At 55.0% G+C, this 24,599-nt stretch carries 26 protein-coding genes and 4 tRNA genes; all 30 read right to left on the bottom strand.

Annotated features, from left to right (window positions below; translation table 11 throughout):
• Nucleotides 1-10: 10 nt before the first annotated feature.
• Nucleotides 11-277 carry a 30S ribosomal protein S17 gene (gene rpsQ / locus L8I05_RS22205; protein WP_003176419.1) on the bottom strand — a complete coding sequence of 89 codons (267 nt, stop codon included), beginning with the start codon at nt 275-277 and terminating at the stop codon, nt 11-13.
• 2 nt (nt 278-279) lie between these two features.
• Complete coding sequence (gene rpmC / locus L8I05_RS22200; protein ID WP_002555481.1) at nt 280-471, bottom strand: 50S ribosomal protein L29; 192 nt, start codon at nt 469-471, stop codon at nt 280-282.
• Complete coding sequence (gene rplP / locus L8I05_RS22195) at nt 471-884, bottom strand: 50S ribosomal protein L16 (RefSeq protein WP_003232424.1); 414 nt, start codon at nt 882-884, stop codon at nt 471-473. Before rplP ends, rpmC begins: the two co-directional genes overlap by 1 nt.
• 12 nt (nt 885-896) lie before the next feature.
• The gene (rpsC, locus tag L8I05_RS22190) at nt 897-1,583 is read right to left on the bottom strand and encodes a 30S ribosomal protein S3 (protein ID WP_003176422.1); all 687 of its coding nucleotides are present in this window, start codon (nt 1,581-1,583) and stop codon (nt 897-899) included.
• Between the two features lie 13 nt (nt 1,584-1,596).
• A complete protein-coding gene (gene rplV, locus L8I05_RS22185) occupies nt 1,597-1,929 on the bottom strand; it encodes a 50S ribosomal protein L22 (protein WP_003103908.1) in 333 nt (110 codons plus the stop codon).
• Nucleotides 1,930-1,940: 11 nt separating this feature from the next.
• Nucleotides 1,941-2,216, bottom strand: coding sequence for a 30S ribosomal protein S19 (rpsS, locus tag L8I05_RS22180; RefSeq protein WP_002555486.1), 276 nt, complete (start codon nt 2,214-2,216; stop codon nt 1,941-1,943).
• Between the two features lie 16 nt (nt 2,217-2,232).
• Nucleotides 2,233-3,057 (bottom strand): 50S ribosomal protein L2, encoded by an 825-nt coding sequence (gene rplB, locus L8I05_RS22175; RefSeq protein WP_003210080.1) that lies wholly within the window; start codon nt 3,055-3,057, stop codon nt 2,233-2,235.
• 14 nt (nt 3,058-3,071) lie between these two features.
• Nucleotides 3,072-3,371 (bottom strand): 50S ribosomal protein L23, encoded by a 300-nt coding sequence (gene rplW, locus L8I05_RS22170; RefSeq protein ID WP_002555488.1) that lies wholly within the window; start codon nt 3,369-3,371, stop codon nt 3,072-3,074.
• A complete protein-coding gene (gene rplD, locus L8I05_RS22165) occupies nt 3,368-3,970 on the bottom strand; it encodes a 50S ribosomal protein L4 (protein WP_159960300.1) in 603 nt (200 codons plus the stop codon). The genes rplW and rplD overlap by 4 nt, the downstream gene beginning before the upstream one ends.
• A 12-nt stretch (nt 3,971-3,982) precedes the next feature.
• Entirely contained in the window at nt 3,983-4,618 is a 636-nt protein-coding gene (rplC, locus tag L8I05_RS22160; protein WP_003194649.1) for a 50S ribosomal protein L3, read from the bottom strand.
• An 81-nt stretch (nt 4,619-4,699) separates the two neighbouring features.
• Entirely contained in the window at nt 4,700-5,011 is a 312-nt protein-coding gene (gene rpsJ / locus L8I05_RS22155; protein WP_003186070.1) for a 30S ribosomal protein S10, read from the bottom strand.
• A 159-nt stretch (nt 5,012-5,170) separates the two neighbouring features.
• A complete protein-coding gene (gene tuf, locus L8I05_RS22150; RefSeq protein WP_003176426.1) occupies nt 5,171-6,364 on the bottom strand; it encodes an elongation factor Tu in 1,194 nt (397 codons plus the stop codon).
• Between the two features lie 30 nt (nt 6,365-6,394).
• On the bottom strand, nt 6,395-8,500 hold the full coding sequence (gene fusA / locus L8I05_RS22145; protein ID WP_010206921.1) for an elongation factor G: 2,106 nt from the start codon (nt 8,498-8,500) through the stop codon (nt 6,395-6,397).
• 30 nt (nt 8,501-8,530) lie between these two features.
• Nucleotides 8,531-9,001, bottom strand: coding sequence for a 30S ribosomal protein S7 (gene rpsG / locus L8I05_RS22140; RefSeq protein WP_002555493.1), 471 nt, complete (start codon nt 8,999-9,001; stop codon nt 8,531-8,533).
• A gap of 118 nt (nt 9,002-9,119) precedes the next feature.
• Nucleotides 9,120-9,491 (bottom strand): 30S ribosomal protein S12, encoded by a 372-nt coding sequence (gene rpsL / locus L8I05_RS22135; RefSeq protein ID WP_002555494.1) that lies wholly within the window; start codon nt 9,489-9,491, stop codon nt 9,120-9,122.
• 216 nt (nt 9,492-9,707) lie between these two features.
• The gene (gene rpoC, locus L8I05_RS22130) at nt 9,708-13,907 is read right to left on the bottom strand and encodes a DNA-directed RNA polymerase subunit beta' (protein WP_159960302.1); all 4,200 of its coding nucleotides are present in this window, start codon (nt 13,905-13,907) and stop codon (nt 9,708-9,710) included.
• Nucleotides 13,908-13,971: 64 nt separating this feature from the next.
• The gene (gene rpoB, locus L8I05_RS22125) at nt 13,972-18,045 is read right to left on the bottom strand and encodes a DNA-directed RNA polymerase subunit beta (protein WP_053258275.1); all 4,074 of its coding nucleotides are present in this window, start codon (nt 18,043-18,045) and stop codon (nt 13,972-13,974) included.
• 220 nt (nt 18,046-18,265) lie between these two features.
• Complete coding sequence (rplL, locus tag L8I05_RS22120; RefSeq protein ID WP_010566858.1) at nt 18,266-18,631, bottom strand: 50S ribosomal protein L7/L12; 366 nt, start codon at nt 18,629-18,631, stop codon at nt 18,266-18,268.
• Nucleotides 18,632-18,709: 78 nt separating this feature from the next.
• The gene (gene rplJ / locus L8I05_RS22115) at nt 18,710-19,210 is read right to left on the bottom strand and encodes a 50S ribosomal protein L10 (protein ID WP_010174464.1); all 501 of its coding nucleotides are present in this window, start codon (nt 19,208-19,210) and stop codon (nt 18,710-18,712) included.
• Nucleotides 19,211-19,409: 199 nt separating this feature from the next.
• Entirely contained in the window at nt 19,410-20,105 is a 696-nt protein-coding gene (gene rplA / locus L8I05_RS22110) for a 50S ribosomal protein L1 (RefSeq protein ID WP_003232403.1), read from the bottom strand.
• On the bottom strand, nt 20,105-20,536 hold the full coding sequence (rplK, locus tag L8I05_RS22105) for a 50S ribosomal protein L11 (protein ID WP_003176435.1): 432 nt from the start codon (nt 20,534-20,536) through the stop codon (nt 20,105-20,107). Before rplK ends, rplA begins: the two co-directional genes overlap by 1 nt.
• A gap of 117 nt (nt 20,537-20,653) precedes the next feature.
• Complete coding sequence (gene nusG / locus L8I05_RS22100) at nt 20,654-21,187, bottom strand: transcription termination/antitermination protein NusG (RefSeq protein ID WP_003176436.1); 534 nt, start codon at nt 21,185-21,187, stop codon at nt 20,654-20,656.
• Between the two features lie 9 nt (nt 21,188-21,196).
• Nucleotides 21,197-21,565, bottom strand: coding sequence for a preprotein translocase subunit SecE (secE, locus tag L8I05_RS22095; protein ID WP_003194658.1), 369 nt, complete (start codon nt 21,563-21,565; stop codon nt 21,197-21,199).
• Nucleotides 21,566-21,610: 45 nt separating this feature from the next.
• Nucleotides 21,611-21,686: transfer RNA gene (locus tag L8I05_RS22090), tRNA-Trp, on the bottom strand.
• 161 nt (nt 21,687-21,847) lie between these two features.
• Nucleotides 21,848-21,923, bottom strand: a tRNA-Thr gene (locus L8I05_RS22085).
• A 26-nt stretch (nt 21,924-21,949) separates the two neighbouring features.
• Nucleotides 21,950-22,023: transfer RNA gene (locus L8I05_RS22080), tRNA-Gly, on the bottom strand.
• Between the two features lie 24 nt (nt 22,024-22,047).
• A tRNA-Tyr gene (locus L8I05_RS22075) sits at nt 22,048-22,132 on the bottom strand.
• Between the two features lie 142 nt (nt 22,133-22,274).
• Nucleotides 22,275-22,718, bottom strand: coding sequence for a hypothetical protein (locus L8I05_RS22070; protein ID WP_242171538.1), 444 nt, complete (start codon nt 22,716-22,718; stop codon nt 22,275-22,277).
• Between the two features lie 7 nt (nt 22,719-22,725).
• A complete protein-coding gene (locus L8I05_RS22065; protein ID WP_242171537.1) occupies nt 22,726-23,475 on the bottom strand; it encodes a pantothenate kinase in 750 nt (249 codons plus the stop codon).
• Nucleotides 23,465-24,424 (bottom strand): bifunctional biotin--[acetyl-CoA-carboxylase] ligase/biotin operon repressor BirA, encoded by a 960-nt coding sequence (gene birA / locus L8I05_RS22060; protein WP_242171536.1) that lies wholly within the window; start codon nt 24,422-24,424, stop codon nt 23,465-23,467. The genes L8I05_RS22065 and birA overlap by 11 nt, the downstream gene beginning before the upstream one ends.
• Between the last annotated feature and the right edge of the window lie 175 nt (nt 24,425-24,599).

Genomic DNA, 24,599 nt, shown 5'->3' with positions numbered 1-24,599 from the left:
CCCCTAGTCCTTAGACTTCCACAGCGCGTTCGAGAACATCAACCAGTGCCCAAGACTTGGTCTTGGCCAGCGGACGAGTTTCACGAATAGTGACTTTGTCGCCGATGTGGCACTGATTGGTTTCGTCGTGCGCGTGCAGCTTAGTCGAACGCTTAACATATTTACCGTAGATCGGGTGCTTAACGCGACGCTCGATCAAAACGGTGATGGTTTTGTCCATCTTGTCGCTGACAACACGGCCAGTCAGCGTACGGACAGTCTTTTCGGCTTCAGCCATGATCACTTACCTGCCTGCTGGTTGAGCACAGTCTTCACGCGAGCGATGTCACGCTTAACTTGCGAGAGCAGATGAGACTGCCCCAACTGGCCAGTTGCTTTCTGCATACGCAGATTGAACTGGTCGCGCAGCAGGCCGAGCAGTTGCTCGTTCAGCTGCTGTGCGGATTTTTCACGAAGTTCATTCGCTTTCATCACATCACCGTCCGTTTAACAAAGGCGGTGGCGAGCGGCAGCTTTGCAGCAGCCAGGGCAAAAGCCTCACGCGCCAGCTCTTCAGTTACACCCTCGATTTCATACAGGACTTTGCCTGGCTGAATCTGGGCTACCCAGTATTCCACGTTACCCTTACCTTTACCCATCCGAACCTCGAGAGGCTTTTTGGAGATCGGCTTGTCCGGGAATACACGGATCCAGATCTTGCCGCCACGTTTAACGTGACGGGTCAGTGCACGACGCGCTGACTCGATCTGACGAGCGGTGAGACGACCACGAGCTACAGACTTCAGCGCGAACTCGCCGAAGCTGACTTTGCTACCGCGCTGTGCCAGACCACGGTTGTGGCCTGTCATCTGCTTGCGGAACTTCGTACGCTTAGGTTGCAACATTTGGCGTACCCCTTACTTAGCAGCTTTTTTACGAGGCGCTGGTGCTTGTGGTTTCAGTTCTTCTTGGCGACCACCAATTACTTCGCCTTTGAAGATCCAAACCTTTACACCGATCACACCGTAAGTGGTGTGAGCTTCGTAGTTGGCATAGTCGATGTCGGCACGCAGGGTGTGCAGTGGCACACGACCTTCGCGATACCATTCAGTACGTGCGATTTCAGCACCGCCGAGACGACCGCTCACTTGGATTTTGATGCCTTTGGCACCAATGCGCATGGCGTTCTGTACAGCGCGCTTCATGGCGCGACGGAACATTACGCGACGCTCCAGCTGCTGAGCTACGCTCTGCGCAACCAGCATACCGTCGAGCTCCGGCTTGCGGATCTCTTCGATATTGATGTGCACAGGCACACCCATTTGCTTGGTCAGGTCCTGACGCAGTTTCTCAACATCTTCACCTTTCTTCCCGATAACGATACCTGGACGAGCGGTGTGGATGGTGATACGTGCAGTTTGCGCCGGACGATGGATATCGATACGGCTTACGGACGCGCTTTTTAGTTTGTCTTGGAGATACTCACGCACCTTCAGATCAGCGAACAAATAGTCCGCATAAGTCCGACCGTCTGCGTACCAGACGGAGGTGTGCTCCTTGACGATTCCCAGGCGAATGCCAATGGGATGTACTTTCTGACCCATCTCTTCGACTCCGTTACTTGTCAGCAACCTTGACAGTGATATGGCAAGACCGCTTGACGATGCGATCAGCACGGCCTTTGGCACGTGGCATGATGCGCTTCAGCGAACGCCCTTCGTTGACGAAAACGGTGCTGACCTTCAGGTCATCAACGTCTGCGCCTTCGTTATGCTCGGCGTTGGCTACGGCCGACTCCAGCACTTTCTTCATGATCTCGGCGGCTTTCTTACTGCTGAAAGCCAACAGGTTGAGCGCTTCGCCCACCTTCTTCCCGCGGATCTGGTCGGCGACCAAGCGGGCTTTCTGGGCGGAGATTCGAGCGCCCGACAACTTAGCGGCTACTTCCATTTCCTTACCCCTTAACGCTTGGCTTTCTTGTCTGCCACGTGCCCACGATAAGTGCGGGTACCGGCAAACTCGCCTAGTTTGTGGCCGACCATGTCTTCGTTAACGAGAACTGGGACGTGTTGACGACCGTTGTGTACTGCGATGGTCAAACCGACCATTTGTGGCAGGATCATCGAACGACGCGACCAGGTCTTAACTGGTTTGCGATCGTTCTTTTCCGCCGCCACTTCGATCTTCTTCAGTAGGTGAAGATCAATAAAAGGACCTTTTTTCAGAGAACGTGGCACTGTCGTATCCCTCTATTTACTTGCGACGACGGACGATCATTTTGTCGGTACGCTTATTACCACGAGTCTTCGCGCCCTTAGTCGGGAAGCCCCATGGCGATACCGGATGACGACCACCAGAGGTACGACCTTCACCACCACCGTGTGGGTGGTCAACCGGGTTCATGGCAACACCACGAACGGTTGGGCGAACGCCACGCCAGCGTTTGGCACCAGCTTTACCCAGCGAACGCAGGCTGTGCTCGGAGTTCGAGACTTCACCCAGGGTCGCGCGGCATTCAGCCAGCACTTTACGCATCTCACCAGAACGCAGACGCAGGGTCACGTAGACACCTTCACGAGCGATCAGCTGAGCCGAAGCACCAGCGGAACGAGCGATTTGCGCGCCTTTACCTGGCTTCAATTCGATGCCGTGTACGGTGCTACCAACTGGAATGTTACGCAGTTGCAGAGCGTTGCCCGGCTTGATCGGCGCCAGAGCACCTGCGATCAGCTGGTCGCCAGCACTCACGCCTTTAGGGGCGATGATGTAGCGACGCTCGCCATCTGCGTACAGCAGCAGAGCGATGTGAGCAGTACGGTTTGGATCGTATTCTATACGCTCGACAGTGGCAGCGATGCCATCTTTGTCGTTGCGACGGAAGTCGACCAGACGATAATGCTGCTTATGGCCACCACCGATGTGACGAGTGGTAATACGACCATTGTTGTTACGACCACCAGTCTTCGATTTTTTCTCGAGCAGCGGTGCGTGAGGAGCGCCTTTATGCAGCTCCTGGTTGACCACCTTGACCACAAAACGGCGGCCAGGGGAAGTCGGTTTGCATTTAACAATTGCCATGATGCACCCCTTCCTTACTCAGCACTGCTGCTGAAATCGAGATCTTGGCCTGGCTGAAGGGAGATAACTGCCTTCTTCCAGTCATTACGCTTGCCCAGACCGCGAGCAGTGCGCTTGCTCTTACCCAGAACATTCAGGGTAGTAACACGCTCTACTTTCACGCTGAACAGGCTTTCGACGGCCTTCTTGATTTCCAGCTTGGTTGCGTCAGTTGCAACCTTGAAAACGAACTGGCCTTTCTTGTCAGCCAGAACCGTAGCCTTTTCGGAAACGTGCGGGCCAAGCAGAACTTTAAATACGCGTTCCTGGTTCATCCCAGCAGCTCCTCGAATTTCTTCACGGCCGACACGGTGATCAACACCTTGTCGTATGCGATCAGACTAACTGGATCGGAACCTTGCACGTCACGTACATCAACGTGTGGCAGGTTGCGAGCAGCCAGGTACAGGTTCTGATCAACAGCTTCAGACACGATCAAAACGTCGGTCAGATTCATGTTGTTCAGCTTGCCCAGCAGATCTTTGGTTTTTGGACCTTCAACAGCGAAGTCCTGAACCACGACCAGACGATCAGTACGCACGAGTTCAGCAAGGATGGAGCGCAGAGCTGCGCGGTACATCTTCTTGTTGAGCTTCTGAGTGTGATCCTGTGGACGAGCTGCGAAAGTGGTACCGCCGCCACGCCAGATTGGGCTACGGATAGTACCGGCACGAGCACGGCCAGTGCCTTTCTGACGCCAAGGGCGCTTACCGCCACCACGTACGTCGGAACGGGTCTTTTGCTGCTTGCTACCCTGACGGCCGCCGGCCATGTAGGCCACGACTGCTTGGTGAACGAGCGTCTCGTTGAATTCGCCGCCAAATGTCAGTTCGGAAACTTCGATCGCTTGAGCGTCATTTACATTTAATTGCATGTCAGCTTCCCCTTAACCGCGAGCCTTGGCCGCTGGACGTACAACCAGGTTGCCGCCAGTAGCGCCAGGAACAGCACCCTTGACCAACAACAGATTGCGTTCAGCGTCGACGCGCACTACTTCGAGGGACTGCACGGTCACGCGCTCAGCGCCCATATGACCGGACATTTTTTTGCCCTTGAATACACGACCAGGAGTCTGGCACTGGCCAATAGAGCCCGGGACGCGGTGGGAAACGGAGTTACCGTGAGTGTTGTCTTGGCCACGGAAATTCCAACGCTTGATCGTACCCTGGAAGCCTTTACCTTTGGACTGACCGGTTACATCAACCAGTTGACCAGCGGCGAAGATTTCAGCGTTGATCAGATCGCCAGCCTGGTAGTCGCCATCTTCAAGACGGAACTCCATAACAGTGCGACCAGCTGCAACGTTTGCTTTAGCGAAGTGACCTGCTTGAGCAGCAGTCACGCGCGAAGCACGACGCTCGCCGACAGTGACTTGCACTGCACGATAGCCATCGGTTTCTTCAGTTTTGAACTGGGTGACGCGATTCGGTTCGATCTCAATGACCGTGACCGGAATGGAGACACCTTCTTCGGTGAAAATACGGGTCATACCGCATTTACGACCGACTACACCAATAGTCATGTTGTAAACCTCATGAGTGTACGGGGCTTTCACCCGCTATGGCCGCCCATTTCAGAGCGTTACACGACTAAGACCCAAGTCTTAGCCGAGGCTGATCTGTACTTCCACACCGGCCGCCAGATCGAGCTTCATAAGAGCATCAACGGTTTTATCCGTTGGCTGGACGATGTCCAGTACGCGCTTATGAGTACGGATCTCGTACTGGTCACGCGCGTCTTTGTTGACGTGCGGGGAGACCAGAACGGTGAACCGCTCTTTACGGGTAGGCAGTGGAATTGGACCACGCACTTGAGCACCAGTACGTTTCGCGGTTTCCACGATTTCCTGGGTGGATTGGTCGATCAGGCGATGGTCAAAAGCCTTCAACCTGATACGGATTTGCTGATTTTGCATTGGATTTCAGACTCCGGCTGCTATTCCCAGCGAGCGCAATACGCCCGTTAAAAGGAGGCGCAATTCTATAGACGGCCCTGATAGGTGTCAACCCAATAAAAAAGGCCCCCGCTAAGCGGGGGCCTCCTCAAAACATCAAGGCTATCTCAGAAGAGATAATTACTCGATGATTTTAGCTACAACGCCAGCACCAACGGTACGGCCGCCTTCACGGATAGCGAAGCGCAGACCGTCTTCCATTGCGATGGTTTTGATCAGGGTAACAACCATTTTGATGTTGTCGCCTGGCATAACCATTTCAACGCCTTCCGGCAGTTCGCAGTTACCAGTCACGTCAGTAGTACGGAAGTAGAACTGTGGACGGTAGCCTTTGAAGAACGGAGTGTGACGACCGCCTTCTTCTTTGCTCAGCACGTACACTTCAGCTTCGAACTTGGTGTGCGGCTTAACCGAACCTGGCTTAACCAGAACCTGGCCACGCTCAACGTCGTCACGCTTGGTACCACGCAGCAGAACGCCGCAGTTCTCGCCAGCCCGACCTTCGTCGAGCAGCTTACGGAACATTTCAACACCGGTGCAGGTGGTGACGGTAGTGTCACGCAGACCAACGATTTCCAGTGGATCCTGAACCTTAACGATACCGCGCTCGATACGGCCAGTCACAACAGTACCGCGACCGGAGATCGAGAATACGTCTTCGATTGGCATCAGGAACGGCTTGTCGATAACACGAACTGGATCAGGGATGTAGCTATCCAGAGTTTCAACCAGTTTACGAACGGACGTGGTGCCCATTTCGTTGTCGTCTTTGCCTTCCAGAGCCATACGAGCAGAACCGATGATGATCGGAGTGTCGTCGCCTGGGAAGTCGTAAGTGCTCAGCAGATCGCGCACTTCCATCTCAACCAGTTCCAGCAGCTCAGCGTCGTCTACCAGGTCAGCCTTGTTCAGGTAAACCACGATGTACGGAACGCCTACCTGACGGGACAGCAGGATGTGCTCACGGGTTTGTGGCATCGGACCATCAGCGGCCGAGCAAACCAGGATTGCGCCGTCCATCTGGGCAGCACCGGTGATCATGTTCTTCACATAGTCAGCGTGACCTGGGCAGTCAACGTGAGCGTAGTGACGGATCAGCGAGTTGTATTCAACGTGCGCGGTGTTGATGGTGATACCACGAGCTTTTTCTTCTGGTGCGCTGTCGATTTTATCGAAATCAACGATTGCGGAACCGAAAACTTCGGAGCAAACGCGAGTCAGAGCAGCAGTCAGAGTGGTTTTACCGTGGTCAACGTGACCGATGGTGCCAACGTTGACGTGCGGTAGGGAACGATCAAATTTTTCTTTAGCCACGACAATTAACTCCTTGCCTAAAGGACTGAATCAGCCTTGTTTTTTGGATACAGTTTCAGCGATGTGCGCCGGAGCTGTGTTGTATTTTTTGAATTCCATAGAGTAGCTTGCGCGACCCTGAGACATGGAGCGAACGTCGGTCGCATAACCGAACATCTCACCCAACGGAACCTCGGCGCGAATCACTTTGCCGGAAACCGTGTCTTCCATACCCAAGATCATGCCGCGACGACGGTTAAGGTCGCCCATGACATCACCCATATAGTCTTCAGGTGTAACAACTTCTACCGCCATGATTGGCTCAAGCAACTCACCACCGCCCTTCTGGGCCAGTTGCTTGGTTGCCATGGAAGCAGCCACCTTAAACGCCATCTCGTTGGAGTCGACGTCGTGGTAAGAACCGTCAAAAACGGTTGCTTTCAGGCCGATCAGCGGATAGCCGGCAACAACACCGTTCTTCATCTGCTCTTCGATACCCTTCTGGATAGCCGGGATGTATTCCTTAGGAACAACACCACCAACTACTTCGTTCACGAATTGCAGACCTTCCTGACCTTCGTCAGCAGGTGCAAAACGGATCCAGCAGTGACCGAACTGACCACGACCGCCGGACTGACGAACGAACTTGCCTTCGATTTCACAGTTCTTCGTGATGCGCTCACGATAGGAAACCTGAGGCTTACCGATGTTGGCTTCGACGTTGAACTCACGGCGCATCCGGTCAACCAGGATGTCCAGGTGCAGCTCGCCCATGCCGGAGATGATCGTTTGACCAGTCTCTTCATCAGTCTTGACGCGGAAAGATGGATCTTCCTGAGCAAGTTTGCCCAGAGCGATACCCATTTTTTCCTGGTCATCCTTGGTCTTAGGCTCTACGGCAACCGAAATAACCGGCTCCGGGAAGTCCATACGAACCAGGATGATTGGCTTAGCAGCGTCGCACAAAGTCTCACCAGTGGTGACGTCCTTCATGCCGATCAGGGCCGCGATGTCACCAGCGCGTACTTCCTTGATCTCTTCACGGGCGTTTGCGTGCATTTGCACCATACGACCCACGCGCTCTTTCTTACCTTTAACCGAGTTGATCACGCCGTCGCCGGATGCCAACACGCCCGAGTAAACGCGGACGAAGGTCAAGGTACCCACGAATGGGTCGGTAGCGATCTTGAACGCCAGGGCCGAGAACGGCTCGCTGTCGTCTGCATGACGCTCCATTTCTTCTTCCTCGTTATCAGGGTTGGTACCCTTGATAGCAGGAATGTCGGTTGGAGCAGGCAGGTAGTCGATCACAGCATCGAGAACCAGGGGAACGCCCTTGTTCTTGAACGAGGAACCGCAAACAGCCAAGACGATCTCACCAGCGATAGTACGCTGACGCAGAGCGGCCTTGATTTCCACGTTGGTGAGCTCTTCACCTTCGAGGTACTTGTTCATCAGCTCTTCGCTGGCTTCGGCAGCAGCCTCAACCATGTTGTTGCGCCACTCGTCAGCCAGCTCCTGCAGTTCAGCAGGGATAGGCTTACGAACAGGAACCATACCTTTGTCGGAATCATTCCAGTAGACAGCTTCCATGTTGATCAGATCGATCTGACCCTGGAAGTTATCTTCGGAACCGATAGCCAATTGGATTGGCACCGGGGTGTGACCCAGACGCTGCTTGATCTGACCGATCACGCGCAGGAAGTTGGCACCAGCACGGTCCATCTTGTTTACGTAAACAAGACGTGGAACGCCGTATTTGTTGGCTTGACGCCATACGGTTTCCGACTGAGGCTCAACGCCCGAGGTACCGCAGAACACAACGACAGCGCCGTCGAGTACACGCAGGGAACGCTCAACTTCAATGGTGAAGTCTACGTGGCCCGGGGTATCGATTACGTTGAAGCGGTGCTCATCTTTGTACTGCTTCTCGGAACCTTTCCAGAAGGCGGTAATAGCAGCAGAAGTAATGGTAATACCACGCTCCTGCTCCTGAACCATCCAGTCTGTGGTCGCGGCGCCGTCATGCACCTCGCCCATTTTGTGACTTTTGCCGGTGTAAAACAGCACGCGCTCGGTGGTGGTGGTTTTACCAGCATCCACGTGAGCAACGATACCGATGTTACGGTAGCGGCTAATCGGAGTAGTACGAGCCATAAAGCCCTCGCAAAATTAGTGAAGCTAAGATTAGAAGCGGTAGTGCGAGAAAGCTTTGTTAGCTTCAGCCATACGGTGCACGTCTTCACGCTTCTTAACAGCAGCACCTTTACCTTCAGCAGCGTCCAACAGTTCGCCAGCCAAACGCAGAGCCATAGACTTCTCGCCGCGCTTACGGGCGAAGTCTACCAACCAGCGCATTGCCAGAGCGTTACGACGGGACGGACGAACTTCAACCGGAACCTGGTAAGTAGCACCGCCTACACGGCGCGACTTCACTTCGACCAGCGGAGCGATGGCGTCGAGAGCTTTCTCGAAGATTTCCAGGGGGTCGCTGTTCTTGCGTTCTTTAACCTTTTCCAGCGCGCCATAAACGATACGCTCGGCAACGGCTTTCTTGCCGCTTTCCATCACGTGGTTCATGAACTTGGCCAGAATTTGGCTTCCGTATTTTGGATCGTCAAGCACTTCGCGCTTGGCTGCTACGCGTCTTCTTGGCATGGATAAGCCCTCAAACGGTCTTCAGGTTCGCTCGGAATCAGTGCCCTTTCGGGACGCCTCCGACCTTACTCTTATCGACTCAGAAAATAAGATGATTCAGTTTTACAAAAAGCCGCTACTACTTAGGCTTCTTGGTACCGTACTTCGAACGACCCTGGTTACGACCTTTAACGCCGGAAGTATCCAAGGAGCCGCGTACGGTGTGGTAACGAACACCTGGCAAGTCTTTTACACGACCGCCGCGGATCAGTACCACGCTGTGCTCTTGCAGGTTGTGGCCTTCACCACCGATGTACGAGGAAACCTCGAAACCGTTGGTCAGACGCACACGGCATACTTTACGCAGTGCCGAGTTAGGTTTTTTCGGCGTAGTGGTATACACGCGAGTGCATACGCCACGACGTTGCGGGCAGTTCTGCAGCGCAGGCACGTCGGATTTCTCGACGATACGCTTACGCGGCTGACGTACCAGCTGGTTGATAGTTGCCATCTACTAGCTCCACTGTTGTCTTGCGACGCTATTGTCTTGCAAGAAAAGCAAAATGGCAGGAACGAATTCCCGCCAAATTTAGGGGTACAAGAGTCTAAAGAGGATCTTGTCCCCAGTCAAGGCAAGGCCCCGACCTCCCCTCTCATCGAACCGGGGCAAAACTGCCTCGATCCGACGAATGGGGCTGCCAGGGCCCGGACTTATTTACCGCAGAACTCAGTTACCGCTTGAGTTCAGCGCTTCGGTCAGTGCAGCTTCCACTTCACTGGCGCTTACGCGCAGCGGCTTGTCAGCATCACGGCGGCGCTTGCGCTCGCTGTGGTAAGCCAAACCGGTACCCGCCGGGATCAGACGACCCACGACCACGTTTTCTTTCAGGCCGCGCAGGTAATCGCGCTTGCCGGTTACCGCTGCTTCGGTCAGTACGCGAGTGGTCTCCTGGAAGGAAGCCGCCGAGATGAACGACTCAGTGGACAACGACGCCTTGGTGATACCCAGCAACACACGAGTGAACTTGGAGACAAATTTGTCTTCCGCGCTCAGACGTTCGTTTTCTACCAGTACGTGAGTCAGTTCCATCTGGTCGCCCTTGATGAAACTGGAATCGCCGGATTCAGCGATTTCAACTTTACGCAACATCTGACGCAGGATGGTCTCGATGTGCTTATCGTTGATCTTCACGCCTTGCAGACGGTAAACGTCCTGGATCTCGTTAACGATGTACTTGGCCAGCGCACTCACACCCAGCAGACGCAGGATGTCGTGTGGATCGCTTGGGCCGTCGGAGATAACTTCGCCGCGGTTTACCTGTTCGCCTTCGAACACGTTCAGGTGACGCCACTTCGGAATCAGCTCTTCATACGGATCGCTACCGTCGTTCGGGGTAATGACCAGACGGCGCTTGCCTTTGGTCTCTTTACCGAACGCGATGGTGCCGCTGACTTCAGCCAGAATCGACGCTTCTTTCGGACGACGAGCTTCGAACAAGTCGGCAACACGCGGCAGACCACCGGTGATGTCACGGGTCTTCGAAGTTTCTTGCGGGATACGCGCGATAACATCACCGATCGCGATCTTCGCACCGTCCGCTACACCGACCAGGGCGTTGGCTGGCAGGAAGTACTGAGCGATTACGTCAGTGCCTGGCAGCAACAAGTCCTTGCCGTTGTCATCGACCATCTTAACGGCAGGACGGATGTCCTTACCGGCAGCTGGACGATCTTTCGCGTCGAGTACTTCAATGTTGGTCATACCGGTCAATTCGTCAGTCTGACGCTTGATCGTGATGCCTTCTTCCATGCCCACGTAGGTCACGGTACCTTTCATTTCGGTAACGATTGGGTGAGTGTGCGGATCCCACTTGGCCACGATTGCGCCAGCGTCGACCTTGTCACCTTCTTTAACCGAAATCACAGCACCGTACGGCAGCTTGTAACGCTCACGCTCACGACCATAGTCATCAGCGATTGCCAGCTCACCAGAACGGGACACAGCAACCAGGTGGCCATCCACTCGCTCAACGTGCTTGAGGTTGTGCAGACGGACAGTACCGCCATTCTTCACCTGAACGCTGTCAGCTGCGGAGGTCCGGCTTGCCGCACCACCAATGTGGAACGTACGCATGGTCAGCTGGGTACCCGGCTCACCGATGGACTGGGCAGCGATAACGCCGACCGCTTCACCGATGTTCACCTGGTGACCACGAGCCAAGTCACGACCGTAGCACTTGGCGCAAATGCCGTAGCGGGTTTCGCAGCTGATCGGCGAGCGAACAATCACTTCGTCGATGCTGTTGAGTTCGATGAACTCGACCCACTTCTCGTCTACCAAAGTGCCGGCAGGAACGATGATTTCCTCGGTACCTGGCTTGAATACGTCACGGGCGATTACTCGACCCAGTACGCGCTCACCCAGCGGCTCTACAACGTCGCCGCCTTCGATGTGCGGAGTCATCAGCAGACCGTGTTCGGTGCCGCAGTCGACTTCAGTCACAACCAAGTCTTGCGCAACGTCTACCAGACGACGAGTCAGGTAACCGGAGTTAGCGGTTTTCAACGCGGTATCCGCCAGACCTTTACGAGCACCGTGAGTGGAGATGAAGTACTGAAGTACGCTCAAACCTTCACGGAAGTTCGCAGTAATCGGCGTCTCGATGATGGAACCGTCCGGCTTGGCCATCAGGCCACGCATACCGGCGAGCTGACGGATCTGCGCAGCAGAACCCCGTGCGCCCGAGTCGGCCATCATGTACATCGAGTTGAACGACTCTTGATCGACTTCTACGCCATGACGGTCGATAACCTTCTCTTTCGAGAGGTTAGCCATCATCGCCTTCGACACTTCGTCGTTGGCCTTGGACCAAAGGTCGATCACTTTGTTGTACTTCTCGCCCTGGGTTACCAGGCCGGAGGCGTACTGGCTTTCGATCTCTTTCACTTCATCGGTAGCAGCACCGATGATCTGAGCTTTTTCATCCGGGATAACGAAGTCGTTAACACCGATGGAAACGCCGGAAATAGTCGAATAAGCAAAACCGGTGTACATCAACTGGTCAGCGAAGATCACGGTCTCTTTCAAACCAACCACGCGGTAGCACTGGTTGATCAGCTTGGAGATCGCCTTTTTCTTCATCGGCAGGTTGACGACGTCGTACGACAGACCTTTTGGCACAACTTGATACAACAGCGCACGGCCGACAGTGGTGTCGACGATACGGGTGTTGGTCACGCTGCCGCCGTCACGGTCGTTGACGGTTTCGTTGATCCGCACTTTGACCTTGGCATGCAGTGCGGCTTCGCCGGCACGGAACACACGGTCAACTTCTTGCAGGTCAGCGAACACACGACCTTCGCCCTTGGCGTTGATCGCTTCACGGGTCATGTAGTACAGACCCAATACAACGTCCTGCGACGGAACGATGATTGGCTCACCGTTGGCTGGCGACAGAATGTTGTTGGTCGACATCATCAACGCACGCGCTTCCAACTGAGCTTCCAGTGTCAACGGTACGTGCACGGCCATTTGGTCGCCGTCGAAGTCGGCGTTGTACGCAGCACAGACCAGAGGGTGCAGCTGGATAGCCTTACCTTCGATCAGTACTGGTTCAAACGCCTGGATCCCCAGACGGTGAAGGGTCGGTGCACGGTTGAGGAGAACCGGGTGTTCGCGGATCACCTCAGCGAGAACGTCCCAAACCTCTGGCAGTTCACGCTCGACCATTTTCTTGGCCGCTTTGATGGTGGTCGCGAGACCGCGCATTTCCAGCTTGCCGAAGATGAATGGCTTGAACAGCTCAAGTGCCATCTTCTTAGGCAGACCGCACTGGTGCAGACGCAGGGTCGGGCCTACGGTAATTACCGAACGACCGGAGTAGTCAACACGCTTACCGAGCAAGTTCTGACGGAAACGACCTTGCTTACCCTTGATCATGTCAGCCAAGGATTTCAGAGGACGCTTGTTGGAACCGGTGATAGCGCGGCCACGACGACCGTTGTCGAGCAAGGCATCGACAGCTTCTTGCAACATACGCTTTTCGTTGCGCACGATGATGTCCGGTGCGGACAGATCAAGCAGGCGCTTCAAGCGGTTGTTACGGTTGATCACGCGGCGGTACAGGTCGTTGAGGTCGGACGTCGCGAAACGACCACCGTCCAACGGTACCAGCGGACGCAGGTCTGGCGGCAGAACCGGCAGAACGGTCAGCACCATCCACTCTGGCAAGTTGCCGGAACCCTGGAAGGCTTCCATCAACTTCAGACGCTTGGACAGTTTCTTGATTTTGGTTTCGGAGTTGGTTTGCGGAATTTCTTCACGCAGACGGCCAATCTCGTGTTCCAGGTCGATAGCGTGCAGCAGTTCACGGACAGCTTCGGCACCCATGCGGGCATCGAAATCGTCGCCGAACTCTTCCAGCGCTTCGAAGTACTGCTCGTCGTTCAGCAGCTGACCTTTTTCAAGGGTGGTCATGCCTGGATCGATAACGACATAGCTCTCGAAATAGAGAACGCGTTCGATATCACGCAGGGTCATGTCCATCAGCAAGCCGATACGGGACGGCAGCGATTTCAGGAACCAGATGTGGGCAACCGGCGAAGCCAGTTCGATGTGCGCCATACGCTCACGACGAACTTTAGCCAGCGCAACTTCAACGCCGCACTTCTCGCAGATCACACCACGGTGCTTCAAGCGCTTGTACTTACCGCACAGGCACTCGTAATCCTTTACCGGGCCAAAGATCTTGGCGCAGAACAGGCCGTCACGCTCAGGTTTGAACGTACGGTAGTTAATGGTTTCCGGCTTTTTAACTTCACCGAACGACCACGAACGGATCATCTCAGGCGATGCCAATCCAATACGGATGGCGTCGAACTCTTCGACTTGACCCTGGTTTTTCAGCAAATTCAGTAGGTCTTTCAAGGCCTTTCCTCCTGGCGGAGCAGAGAGCGGGCTAAACAGCCCCGCTCTCGATTCGCGTCACGTGTTATTCGGTTTCCAGATCGATATCGATGCCGAGGGAACGAATTTCTTTGATCAACACGTTGAAAGACTCGGGCATGCCCGGCTCCATACGGTGATCGCCGTCCACGATGTTTTTGTACATCTTGGTCCGACCGTTCACATCGTCCGACTTCACTGTGAGCATTTCTTGCAGAGTGTAAGCAGCACCGTATGCTTCCAGTGCCCAGACCTCCATCTCCCCGAAACGCTGACCACCGAACTGAGCCTTACCACCCAGCGGCTGCTGGGTAACCAGGCTGTACGAACCGGTAGAACGAGCGTGCATCTTGTCGTCTACCAAGTGGTTCAGCTTCAGCATGTACATGTAGCCAACAGTAACCGGGCGCTCAAACTTGTTGCCGGTACGGCCGTCGAACAGCTGCATCTGGCCGCTTTCCGGCAGGTCTGCCAGTTTCAGCATGGCCTTGATTTCGCTTTCCTTGGCACCGTCGAACACCGGGGTAGCCATTGGAACGCCGCCGCGCAGGTTCTTCGCCAGATCCAGGATTTCCTGGTCGGAGAAGGTGTCCAGCTCTTCGTTGCGACCGCCGATCTCGTTGTAGATCTCGTGCAGGAACTTACGCAGGTCTGCGACCTTGCGCTGCTCTTCGATCATACGGTTGATCTTCTCGCCCAGACCTTTGGCCGCGAGGCCCAGGTGGGTTTCAAGGATCTGACCAACGTTCATACGCGAAGGTACGCCCAACGGGTTGAGGACGACGTCGACCGGGGTGCCATTGGCATCGTGCGGCATGTCTTCAACCGGCATGATCACGGAGACCACACCTTTGTTACCGTGACGACCGGCCATCTTGTCGCCCGGCTGGATGCGGCGACGGATTGCCAGGTAAACCTTGACGATTTTCAGCACGCCTGGAGCCAGGTCATCGCCCTGCTGCAGTTTGCGCTTCTTGTCTTCGAACTTGTCGTCCAGCAGACGGCGGCGATCAACGATATAGGCCTGGGCCTTCTCGAGTTGCTCGTTCAGAGCATCTTCAGCCATGCGCAGTTTGAACCACTGGCCGTGCTCAAGACCGTCGAGAATTTCGTCGGTGATGTCCTGACCTTTCTTCAGACCTGCGCCGCCTTCAGCCTTGTGGCCTACCAGAGCGGAACGCAGACGTTCGAAGGTCGCGCCTTCAACGATACGGAACTCTTCGTTCAGGTCCTTGCGGATCTCGTCGAGTTGAGTCTTCTCGATGGACAGTGCACGAGCATCACGCTCAACGCCGTCACGGGTGAAGACCTGTACGTCGATGACAGTACCCTTGGTACCGGTAGGTACGCGCAGGGAGGTGTCTTTAACGTCGCTGGCTTTTTCACCGAAGATGGCACGCAACAGCTTCTCTTCCGGAGTCAGTTGGGTCTCGCCTTTCGGAGTGACCTTACCGACCAGGATGTCGCCTGCGCCAACTTCAGCACCTACGTAAACGATACCGGCTTCGTCCAGCTTGTTCAGTGCAGCTTCACCCACGTTCGGGATGTCTGCAGTGATCTCTTCAGGCCCAAGCTTGGTGTCACGTGCCACACAGGTCAGTTCCTGGATGTGGATCGTGGTGAAGCGGTCTTCTTGAACAACACGCTCGGACAGGCAGATGGAGTCTTCGAAGTTGAAGCCGTTCCATGCCATGAACGCGATACGCATGTTCTGACCCAGAGCCAGCTCACCCATATCGGTGGACGGGCCGTCGGCCATGATGTCGCTACGCTGAACGCGATCACCCTTGCTCACCAGCGGACGCTGGTTGATGCAGGTGTTCTGGTTCGAGCGGGTGTATTTGGTCAGGTTGTAGATGTCGACACCGGCTTCGCCAGTTTCAACTTCGTCATCGGCAACACGAACCACGATACGGCTGGCATCAACGGAGTCGATCACGCCGCCACGACGAGCCACGACGCAAACGCCGGAGTCACGGGCTACGTTACGCTCCATGCCGGTACCTACCAGCGGCTTGTCGGCACGCAGGGTCGGTACAGCTTGACGCTGCATGTTGGAACCCATCAACGCACGGTTGGCGTCATCGTGCTCCAGGAACGGGATCAGCGACGCAGCAACCGAAACTACCTGCTTCGGCGAAACGTCCATCAAGGTGACGTCTTCCGGCGCCTTAACGGTGAACTCGTTCAAGTGACGAACAGCTACCAGCTCGTCGATCAGGACTTTCTTGTCGTTCATCGTGGCCGAAGCCTGAGCGATCACGTGATCAGCTTCTTCGATGGCGGACAGGAACACGATCTCGTCGGTGACCAGAGCGTCTTTCACTACACGGTACGGGCTCTCGAGGAAGCCGTACTGGTTAGTGCGCGCATAAGCGGCCAGGGAGTTGATCAGACCGATGTTCGGACCTTCCGGCGTTTCGATCGGGCAAACACGACCGTAGTGCGTCGGGTGTACGTCACGAACTTCAAAGCCTGCACGCTCACGGGTCAGACCGCCCGGGCCCAGTGCGGAAACACGGCGCTTGTGGGTGATCTCGGAGAGCGGGTTGTTCTGGTCCATGAACTGCGAGAGCTGGCTGGAACCGAAGAACTCTTTCACCGCCGCAGCCACTGGCTTGGCGTTGATGAGGTCTTGCGGCATCAGGCCTTCGCTTTCAGCCATCGACAGACGCTCTTTGACCGCACGCTCAACACGTACCAGGCCAACGCGGAACTGGTTCTCGGCCATTTCGCCTACGCAGCGAACACGACGGTTACCCAGGTGGTCGATGTCATCGACGATGCCTTTACCGTTACGGATGTCGACCAGAGTCTTCAGTACCGCGACGATGTCTTCCTTGCACAACACGCCCGAACCTTCGATTTCGGTACGACCGATACGACGGTTGAACTTCATCCGGCCGACCGCAGACAGGTCATAGCGCTCAGGGCTGAAGAACAGGTTGTTGAACAGGGTCTCGGCAGCGTCTTTGGTTGGCGGCTCACCAGGACGCATCATGCGATAGATCTCGACCAGCGCTTCCAATTGGTTGCTGGTGGAGTCGATCTTCAGCGTGTCGGAGATGAACGGACCGCAGTCGATGTCGTTGGTGTACAGGGTCTCGATGCGAACAACCTGGGCCTTGGCGATTTTCGCCAGGATCTCGGTGTTCAGCTCGGTGTTGCACTCAGCCAGGATTTCGCCTGTAGCCGGGTGAACGATGACCTTGGCGGTGGTGCGGCCCAGGACGTAGTCCAAAGGCACGTCCAGCGACTTGATACCGGCTTTTTCGATCTGGTTGATGTGGCGCGCAGTAATACGGCGGCCGGCTTCAACGATGACCTTGCCATTCTCATCCTGGATATCCAGGACAGCAATTTCACCACGCAGACGCGAAGCAATCAGTTCCAGGCTGAGGGTTTCATCCTTCAGGCTGAATACGTTGGTGGTATAGAAAGCATCCAGCACTTGCTCAGTGGTATAGCCGAGCGCGCGCAGCAGTACCGAGGCCGGCAGCTTACGACGACGGTCGATACGCACGAACACGCAGTCTTTCGGGTCGAACTCGAAGTCCAACCACGAGCCGCGGTACGGAATGATCCGCGCGGAGTACAGGAGCTTACCGGAGCTGTGCGTCTTGCCGCGGTCGTGGTCGAAGAACACGCCCGGGGAACGGTGCAGCTGGGAAACGATAACGCGTTCGGTACCGTTGATAACGAAGGTACCGTTTTCAGTCATCAGTGGGATTTCGCCCATGTAGACTTCTTGCTCTTTGATGTCCTTGATCGCTTTGTTCGACGATTCTTTGTCGAAAATGATCAGACGGACTTTTACCCGCAAAGGTACGGCGTACGTAACACCGCGCAACACGCATTCTTTGACATCAAATGCCGGTTCGCCCAGGCGATAACCCACGTACTCCAGCGCAGCATTGCCGGAGTAGCTGATGATCGGGAAAACGGATTTGAAGGCCGCATGCAGGCCCACGTCGCGGAACTGATCTTTAGTCGCTCCCGCTTGCAAGAATTCACGATACGAATCCAGCTGGATAGCCAGAAGGTACGGGACATCCATGACGTCCGGCAACTTGCTAAAGTCCTTGCGGATACGTTTTTTCTCAGTATATGAGTAAGCCATCAGCGTTCCCCAGCTTGGTCACCTGCTTGTTTGGCCCCTCCCGACGGGAGCAGCCAGAAAATCTCGCAAACCCCATGGTTTGCACCACCGCATCGGGTGGCTACAGCGCGTTAATGGCGGCGACCGAGTCGACAGCCAAGAACGGAAAAAGGCCGGTGGCAAGAGCCACCAGCCATCAGCCTTCAGCTTAACGCTTGGGCTGGAGACGCAAGGTCGATGCTTACTTCAGCTCGACTTTAGCGCCTGCTTCTTCCAGCACTGCTTTAGCTTTGTCAGCGGCGTCTTTCGACACTGCTTCCAGAACCTGGGCAGGAGCGCCGTCAACTACAGCCTTGGCTTCTTTCAGGCCCAGACCGGTCAGTTCACGAACTGCCTTGATCACGTTTACTTTCTTCTCGCCAGCTTCCAGCAGCATGACGTTGAATTCGGTTTGCTCTTCAGCAGCAACAGCAGCAACAGCTGGGCCAGCGGAAGCAGCGGCAGCGGAAACGCCGAATTTTTCTTCGAAAGCTTTGATCAGCTCAACAACCTGCAGAACCGACATTTCAGCTACGGCGTTGAGGATATCTTCTTGGGAGATAGACATTACTGTATTTCCTGAATTGGGGGACGGCCTACGCGGCCATCGAAATAAACAAAAATACGCGAAAGGAGGTGCTCAGCCTTAGGCTGCGGCAGCTTCTTTTTGCTCGCGAACTGCAGCCAGAGTACGAGCCAGCTTGCTGGTAGCGCCTTGAATCACGCTCATCAGCTGCGAAATAGCTTCGTTACGGGTCGGCAGTGTTGCCAGTACGTCGATTTGGTTAGCTGCGAGGAACTTGCCCTCGAACGCAGCTGCCTTGATCTCGAACTTATCCTGACTCTTGGCGAATTCTTTGAACAAACGGGCAGCAGCGCCTGGATGTTCTTTAGAGAACGCGATCAGAGTCGGGCCGGTGAACACGTCGTTGAGGACACTGTATTCAGTGTCAGCAACAGCGCGCTTGAGCAGGGTGTTACGTACAACTCGTACGTATACGCCAGCTTCACGAGCCTCTTTACGGAGTCCGGTCATAGCGCCTACTGTCACACCACGGGCATCAGCCACGACAGCGGACAGAGCAGCTTTGGCAGCCTCGTTGACTTCAGCGACGATGGCCTTCTTGTCTTCGAGATTAATTGCCACGGGTTTAACTCCTGCTTGTTACCGTTTCATCTGGCCGAAGCCGGATGTCGTTTTGGTGTCTGATTCGGTAAGGAACCGGGAGCACCATCTGCGTAGGCTTGTGGTTTAAGGCTTGCGCCGCCTACGGTCTTGGATAGCCCCCGCCAGGCAGGGACCCCAATTTTTTCGATTGACGCAATCTCTCGCGCCAATCTGTGTCTTATACGTCCAGCGAGCCTTGGTCGATGACCAGACCTGGGCCCATAGTGGTGCTCAGGGTAACGCGCTTAACGTAGATGCCTTTCGAGGAAGCTGGCTTGATACGCTTCAGATCAGCGATCAGGGCTTCAACGTTTTCCTTCAGCTTGACGGCGTCGAAGCCGACTTTGCCAACGGAAGTGTGGATGATGCCGTTTTTGTCGGTGCGATAACGAACCTGACCAGCCTTGGCGTTTTTAACCGCGGTAGCTACGTCTGGGGTTACGGTGCCGACTTTAGGGTTAGGCATCAGACCACGTGGACCGAGGATCTGACCCAACTGACCTACAACGCGCATTGCATCCGGGGAAGCAATAACTACGTCGTAGTTCAGGTCGCCGCCTTTCATTTCGGCAGCCAGGTCGTCCATGCCAACGCGATCGGCGCCGGCGGCCAGAGCAGCTTCAGCTGCCGGGCCTTGGGTGAAGACAGCAACACGTACAGTCTTGCCAGTACCGTGTGGCAGCACAGTAGCGCTACGAACGACCTGGTCGGATTTACGTGGGTCAACACCCAGGTTTACAGCAACGTCAACGGACTCGCTGAACTTGACAGTCGACAGCTCGGTCAGCAGGGCAGCGGCGTCTACAAAGTTGTAGGCCTTGCCTGCTTCGATTTTGCCGGCGATAGCCTTTTGGCGCTTGGTCAGCTTAGCCATTACACACCCTCCACGTTAAGGCCCATGCTACGAGCAGAACCGGCGATGGTACGCACGGCTGCATCCATATCAGCTGCAGTCAGATCCGCGTTTTTGGTTTTCGCGATTTCTTCCAGCTGAGCACGAGTTACGGTGCCAACCTTAACGGTGTTAGGACGAGCGGAACCGCTAGTCAGACCTGCAGCCTTCTTCAACAAAACCGAAGCCGGGGTCGACTTGGTTTCGAAAGTGAAGCTACGGTCGCTGTATACAGTGATGATCACTGGAGTCGGCAGACCTGGCTCAAGACCCTGAGTACGGGCGTTGAAGGCCTTGCAGAATTCCATGATGTTCACGCCGTGCTGACCCAGAGCCGGGCCGACAGGTGGACTTGGGTTGGCCTGAGCGGCCTTCACTTGCAGCTTGATGTAAGCGGTAATCTTCTTGGCCATGAGGCACTCCAATTACGGGTTCAAACGCCTCGAAAGGCTCCCCGGTTACTTGCGCGTTTATCCCAGTGACGACAAAACCCCACAGCCTAAGGCTGCGGGGTTGGGATGCTTGCTCAGCTAGACCTTCTCGACCTGGCTGAACTCCAACTCTACCGGGGTAGAGCGACCGAAAATGAGCACTGCCACTTGGATCCGGCTCTTTTCGTAGTTAACTTCTTCGACAGTACCGTTGAAATCAGCAAACGGACCATCTGTGACACGAACAACCTCACCCGGCTCGAACAACGTCTTCGGCTTAGGCTTGTCGCTACCGTCAGCAACACGACGCAGAATTGCTTCCGCCTCTTTGTCGGTGATCGGAGCAGGCTTATCGGCAGTACCGCCAATGAAACCCATGACACGAGGAGTGTCCTTGACCAAGTGCCAAGTACCTTCATTCATGTCCATCTGAACCAGCACATAGCCAGGGAAGAACTTGCGTTCGCTTTTACGCTTCTGGCCATTCCGCATTTCAACCACTTCTTCAGTGGGAACCAGAATTTCGCCGAAGCCATCTTCCATGCCTGCCAGCTTTACGCGCTCCAGCAAAGAGCGCATCACATGCTTCTCGTAACCCGAGTAAGCATGCACAACGTACCAACGCTTAGCCACGGGACACCCTTAGCCAACAATCAAGGAAACAAGCCAGCCGAGCAGGGAATCAAGCCCCCACAACAGCAACGCCATAACCAGAACAACAGCCACAACAATCAACGTGGTCTGCGTGGTTTCTTGGCGAGTCGGCCAAACGACTTTACGGATTTCTGTGCGAGCTTCCTTTACCAGGACTGCGAAAGACTTGCCTTTGGCAGTCTGCAGGCCTACAAAGGCAGCTACAGCAGCAAGGGCAAGCAAAGCGAGTACGCGGTACAGGATCGGCGAAGCAGAATAGTACTGATTGCCAACTACGCCTACGACTACCAATGCGACTACAGCAAGCCACTTGACTAGATCGAAACGAGAGCTTTGAGCTTCAGCCTTAGGAGTCATCTATGAAGATCCTGTGAAAAGAAAGCCAGACACACCACGTGAATCTGGCAGGTCAGGAGGGAATCGAACCCCCAACCTACGGTTTTGGAGACCGTCGCTCTGCCAATTGAGCTACTGACCTAAAACAAAATCAGGCCGACCATTATGCAGGCCTGAAAAAGACTTTACAACAACCAACCCCAAGAGACTTGAAATCACCCAACATCAACGCCAGGCATAACACCATCAAGCCGAGGTAGCTGTTAAAACAAAGGCAGATATTTTCATATCTGCCTTGTTATATGGAGCTCTTGAGCGGATTTGAACCGCTGACCTCACCCTTACCAAGGGTGTGCTCTACCAACTGAGCTACAAGAGCAAAACACCGTGCACAACCTGCAAACTTGGAGCGGGTAGCGGGAATCGAACCCGCATCATCAGCTTGGAAGGCTGAGGTTCTACCACTAAACTATACCCGCGGAGCTTGCAGCTCACGCTAAAAATGGTGGAGGGGGAAGGATTCGAACCTTCGAAGTCGTAGACGTCAGATTTACAGTCTGATCCCTTTGGCCGCTCGGGAACCCCTCCTAAGCGAGCCGGCATTCTACATCACGCCGGCCTTCTGTCAAGCATTTTCTCATTAAAAATATGAGGTTAGCTGCGTTGACGCTTGCTTCACACTGCAGACCGTAAAGGTCTTCACTGCGAAGCGGGCGCCATTCTATGCAAACTATTCGACAGTTGCAATGCCTTCGCACAGCATTATTTTATGTTTTAACTCATTGAATTCCTTAGCAAGGTTTTCAAAGGGCAGATCGTCGGCCAGACGCCTGCTTTCAGGGGCCACACGAAGCCAATAGCCGGAAGCGTCAGGCGCATTGAGCTGTTGCACCTTGACCCTTATATCCAGGCTCATCAGACGCTGCTCGAGCGACTGCAGTTGCCGCGGATCAGCAAAGCCACCTATGTATAGGCACGTATTTTGTGGATCAGGCGCTTTTGCTCGATCACGGCGTACCGGATCAGAAGATTCGCTCAACAGTCGAATGTCCTGCTGAGAGCCTCGATATAGACTCAGGGGCGTGACGTCCTTGGCGCGCAACGGGGCCTCTTGTTGATGCCAGATGTAATAGAAGGCATTGAGAACAAGCAAAAGCAAAAACAGCCAACGCATAAATACCTCAGGACAAAGGGCACGCCATCGCCAGACCCACAAAAACCAAATCCGGAACAAAGCGAGCTTGCGGTACGGCATCCGAGACCAGGTCAGCATCCCCGCCGGTTAGGAAAACGGTGAAGTCATCCCCCCAATAACGCCGAGCCAGCTCAAGCTGGGTCAATACAAATCCCCTGAGCATCAACGTACAACCACGCTCGACAGCCTCAACGGTCGTTCGCCCAGGGGACAGACGCTCCATGGCCTGTTCGGCCGCGGCGTCGTCGTAGCGAATCTTGCGGGTGTGCGTTCGCAACTGGCTGCGCATAAGGGGCAATCCTGGGCATATGAAGCCTCCGAGATGCTCACCATCAGCAGCGATGAAGTCCGCAGTCGCCGCGGTGCCGAAGTCGAGCACCAGGCAAGCACCTGGTGCCAAATTGAAACCACCCAGCATCGCCAACCAGCGATCAAGCCCGAGACGCTCAAACTCTTCATACCCGTTGCGCACTCCCGCCATTTCTCGCGCCGAGACAGCACAGGCAACAGTGACTCCAAAGCCGCCCTGTAGCGCCTCAACCAGCTTGCTGGTCTCCTCTGAAGCACGGACACTCACCAAACGGCAGCGCGTCAGCAGCAGGCCCGGAATTGCTTTCAGGCTCTCAATCAATGCGAGATCCGAACCGACAACTCCTTCCGCAGAGGCGCTAGCGGCCTCCGACTCGAGTACACGCCACTTGATAAAGCTATTCCCACAGTCGAGCTCAAGAATCATCACGCAGCCTCAGGCTTAACTCACCACCGCTATATATTTTCTCGACACCGTCGACGTTTAGACGCAATGCGCCTTGGTGGTCGATCCCCAGTACAACACCGTCGATCTGGTTGGCGCCGGCAATGAGAGAGACAGCCTTGCCCTGCCACAAATGATTTCTCTCCCATTCTTCATGGAGTGCAGAAAAACCAGAGGCCTTGTGTCGTTCCAGGTGGCTCTGCAACTGCAGGCTCAGCTGTGCAACCAAGTGATTGCGGTCGATCGCAGAGCCTGTTTCCAACTGTGCCGACGTCCACTGCTGATCAACCTCAGCAGCCTGCTGCATATTGACGTTAATGCCTATTCCAAGAACAACATGACAAATGTCAGCTGGATCCCCCACCAACTCGAGCAGGATGCCAGCTATTTTCTTTTGCCCAACCAGGACGTCGTTTGGCCATTTCAAGGCAGCACCCAGTACACCTAATTCACGCAGAGCCTGCATGACCGCCAACCCCACTACGAGGCTCAGACCTTCCAACTGACGCAGCCCCCCCTCGATACGCAATACAAGGCTGTAATAGACATTCTGAGCGAATGGGCTAACCCACTTGCGGCCTCGCCTCCCCCTTCCGGCCGTTTGCTGCTCCGCAAGCACCACGAATGGCGCGGCGTAGCCGGCATCGACAAGGCGTAAAGCTTCGGCATTGGTGGAGTCAATCGAGTCTGAGATGTAAACGGGCCACGTCAAAGAAGCAGCATTTGCTTCAATTTCTGCTGCATTCAAGAAGACCAAGGGGGACGCAAGCTGATACCCCTTACCACGAATTTTATGAATGGGCAGATTAAGTTCCGCCTCAAGATGCTGGAGCTGCTTCCAAACTGCGCTACGGCTGACACCCAAGGCGACACCCAGCGCCTCTCCGGAATGGAATCGGCCATCTTTAAGAAGTTCTAACAACGTCAGCATGCATGCATCACCTCACAATGAGGCACGCATGATAGCCATGCATAAGGCCATTGCATAGAAAGGTAGGGATTTAGCATTGCAGGGAGGGACTCCGGCGCGCAAAGGTGGGCCAGGCATCGCGGACAATCGTTGACTTCACCGCGAGCAAGCACTACTCCCGATTATTTTTTCCAAT

The sequence above is a fragment of the Pseudomonas sp. MONT-RG-20F-20-E-7-02 genome, from assembly GCF_022662395.1.
Lineage (GTDB): Bacteria > Pseudomonadota > Gammaproteobacteria > Pseudomonadales > Pseudomonadaceae > Aquipseudomonas.
The sequence above is the reverse complement of the archived record's forward strand: the minus strand, read 5'-3'. Positions and strand labels throughout refer to the sequence as shown.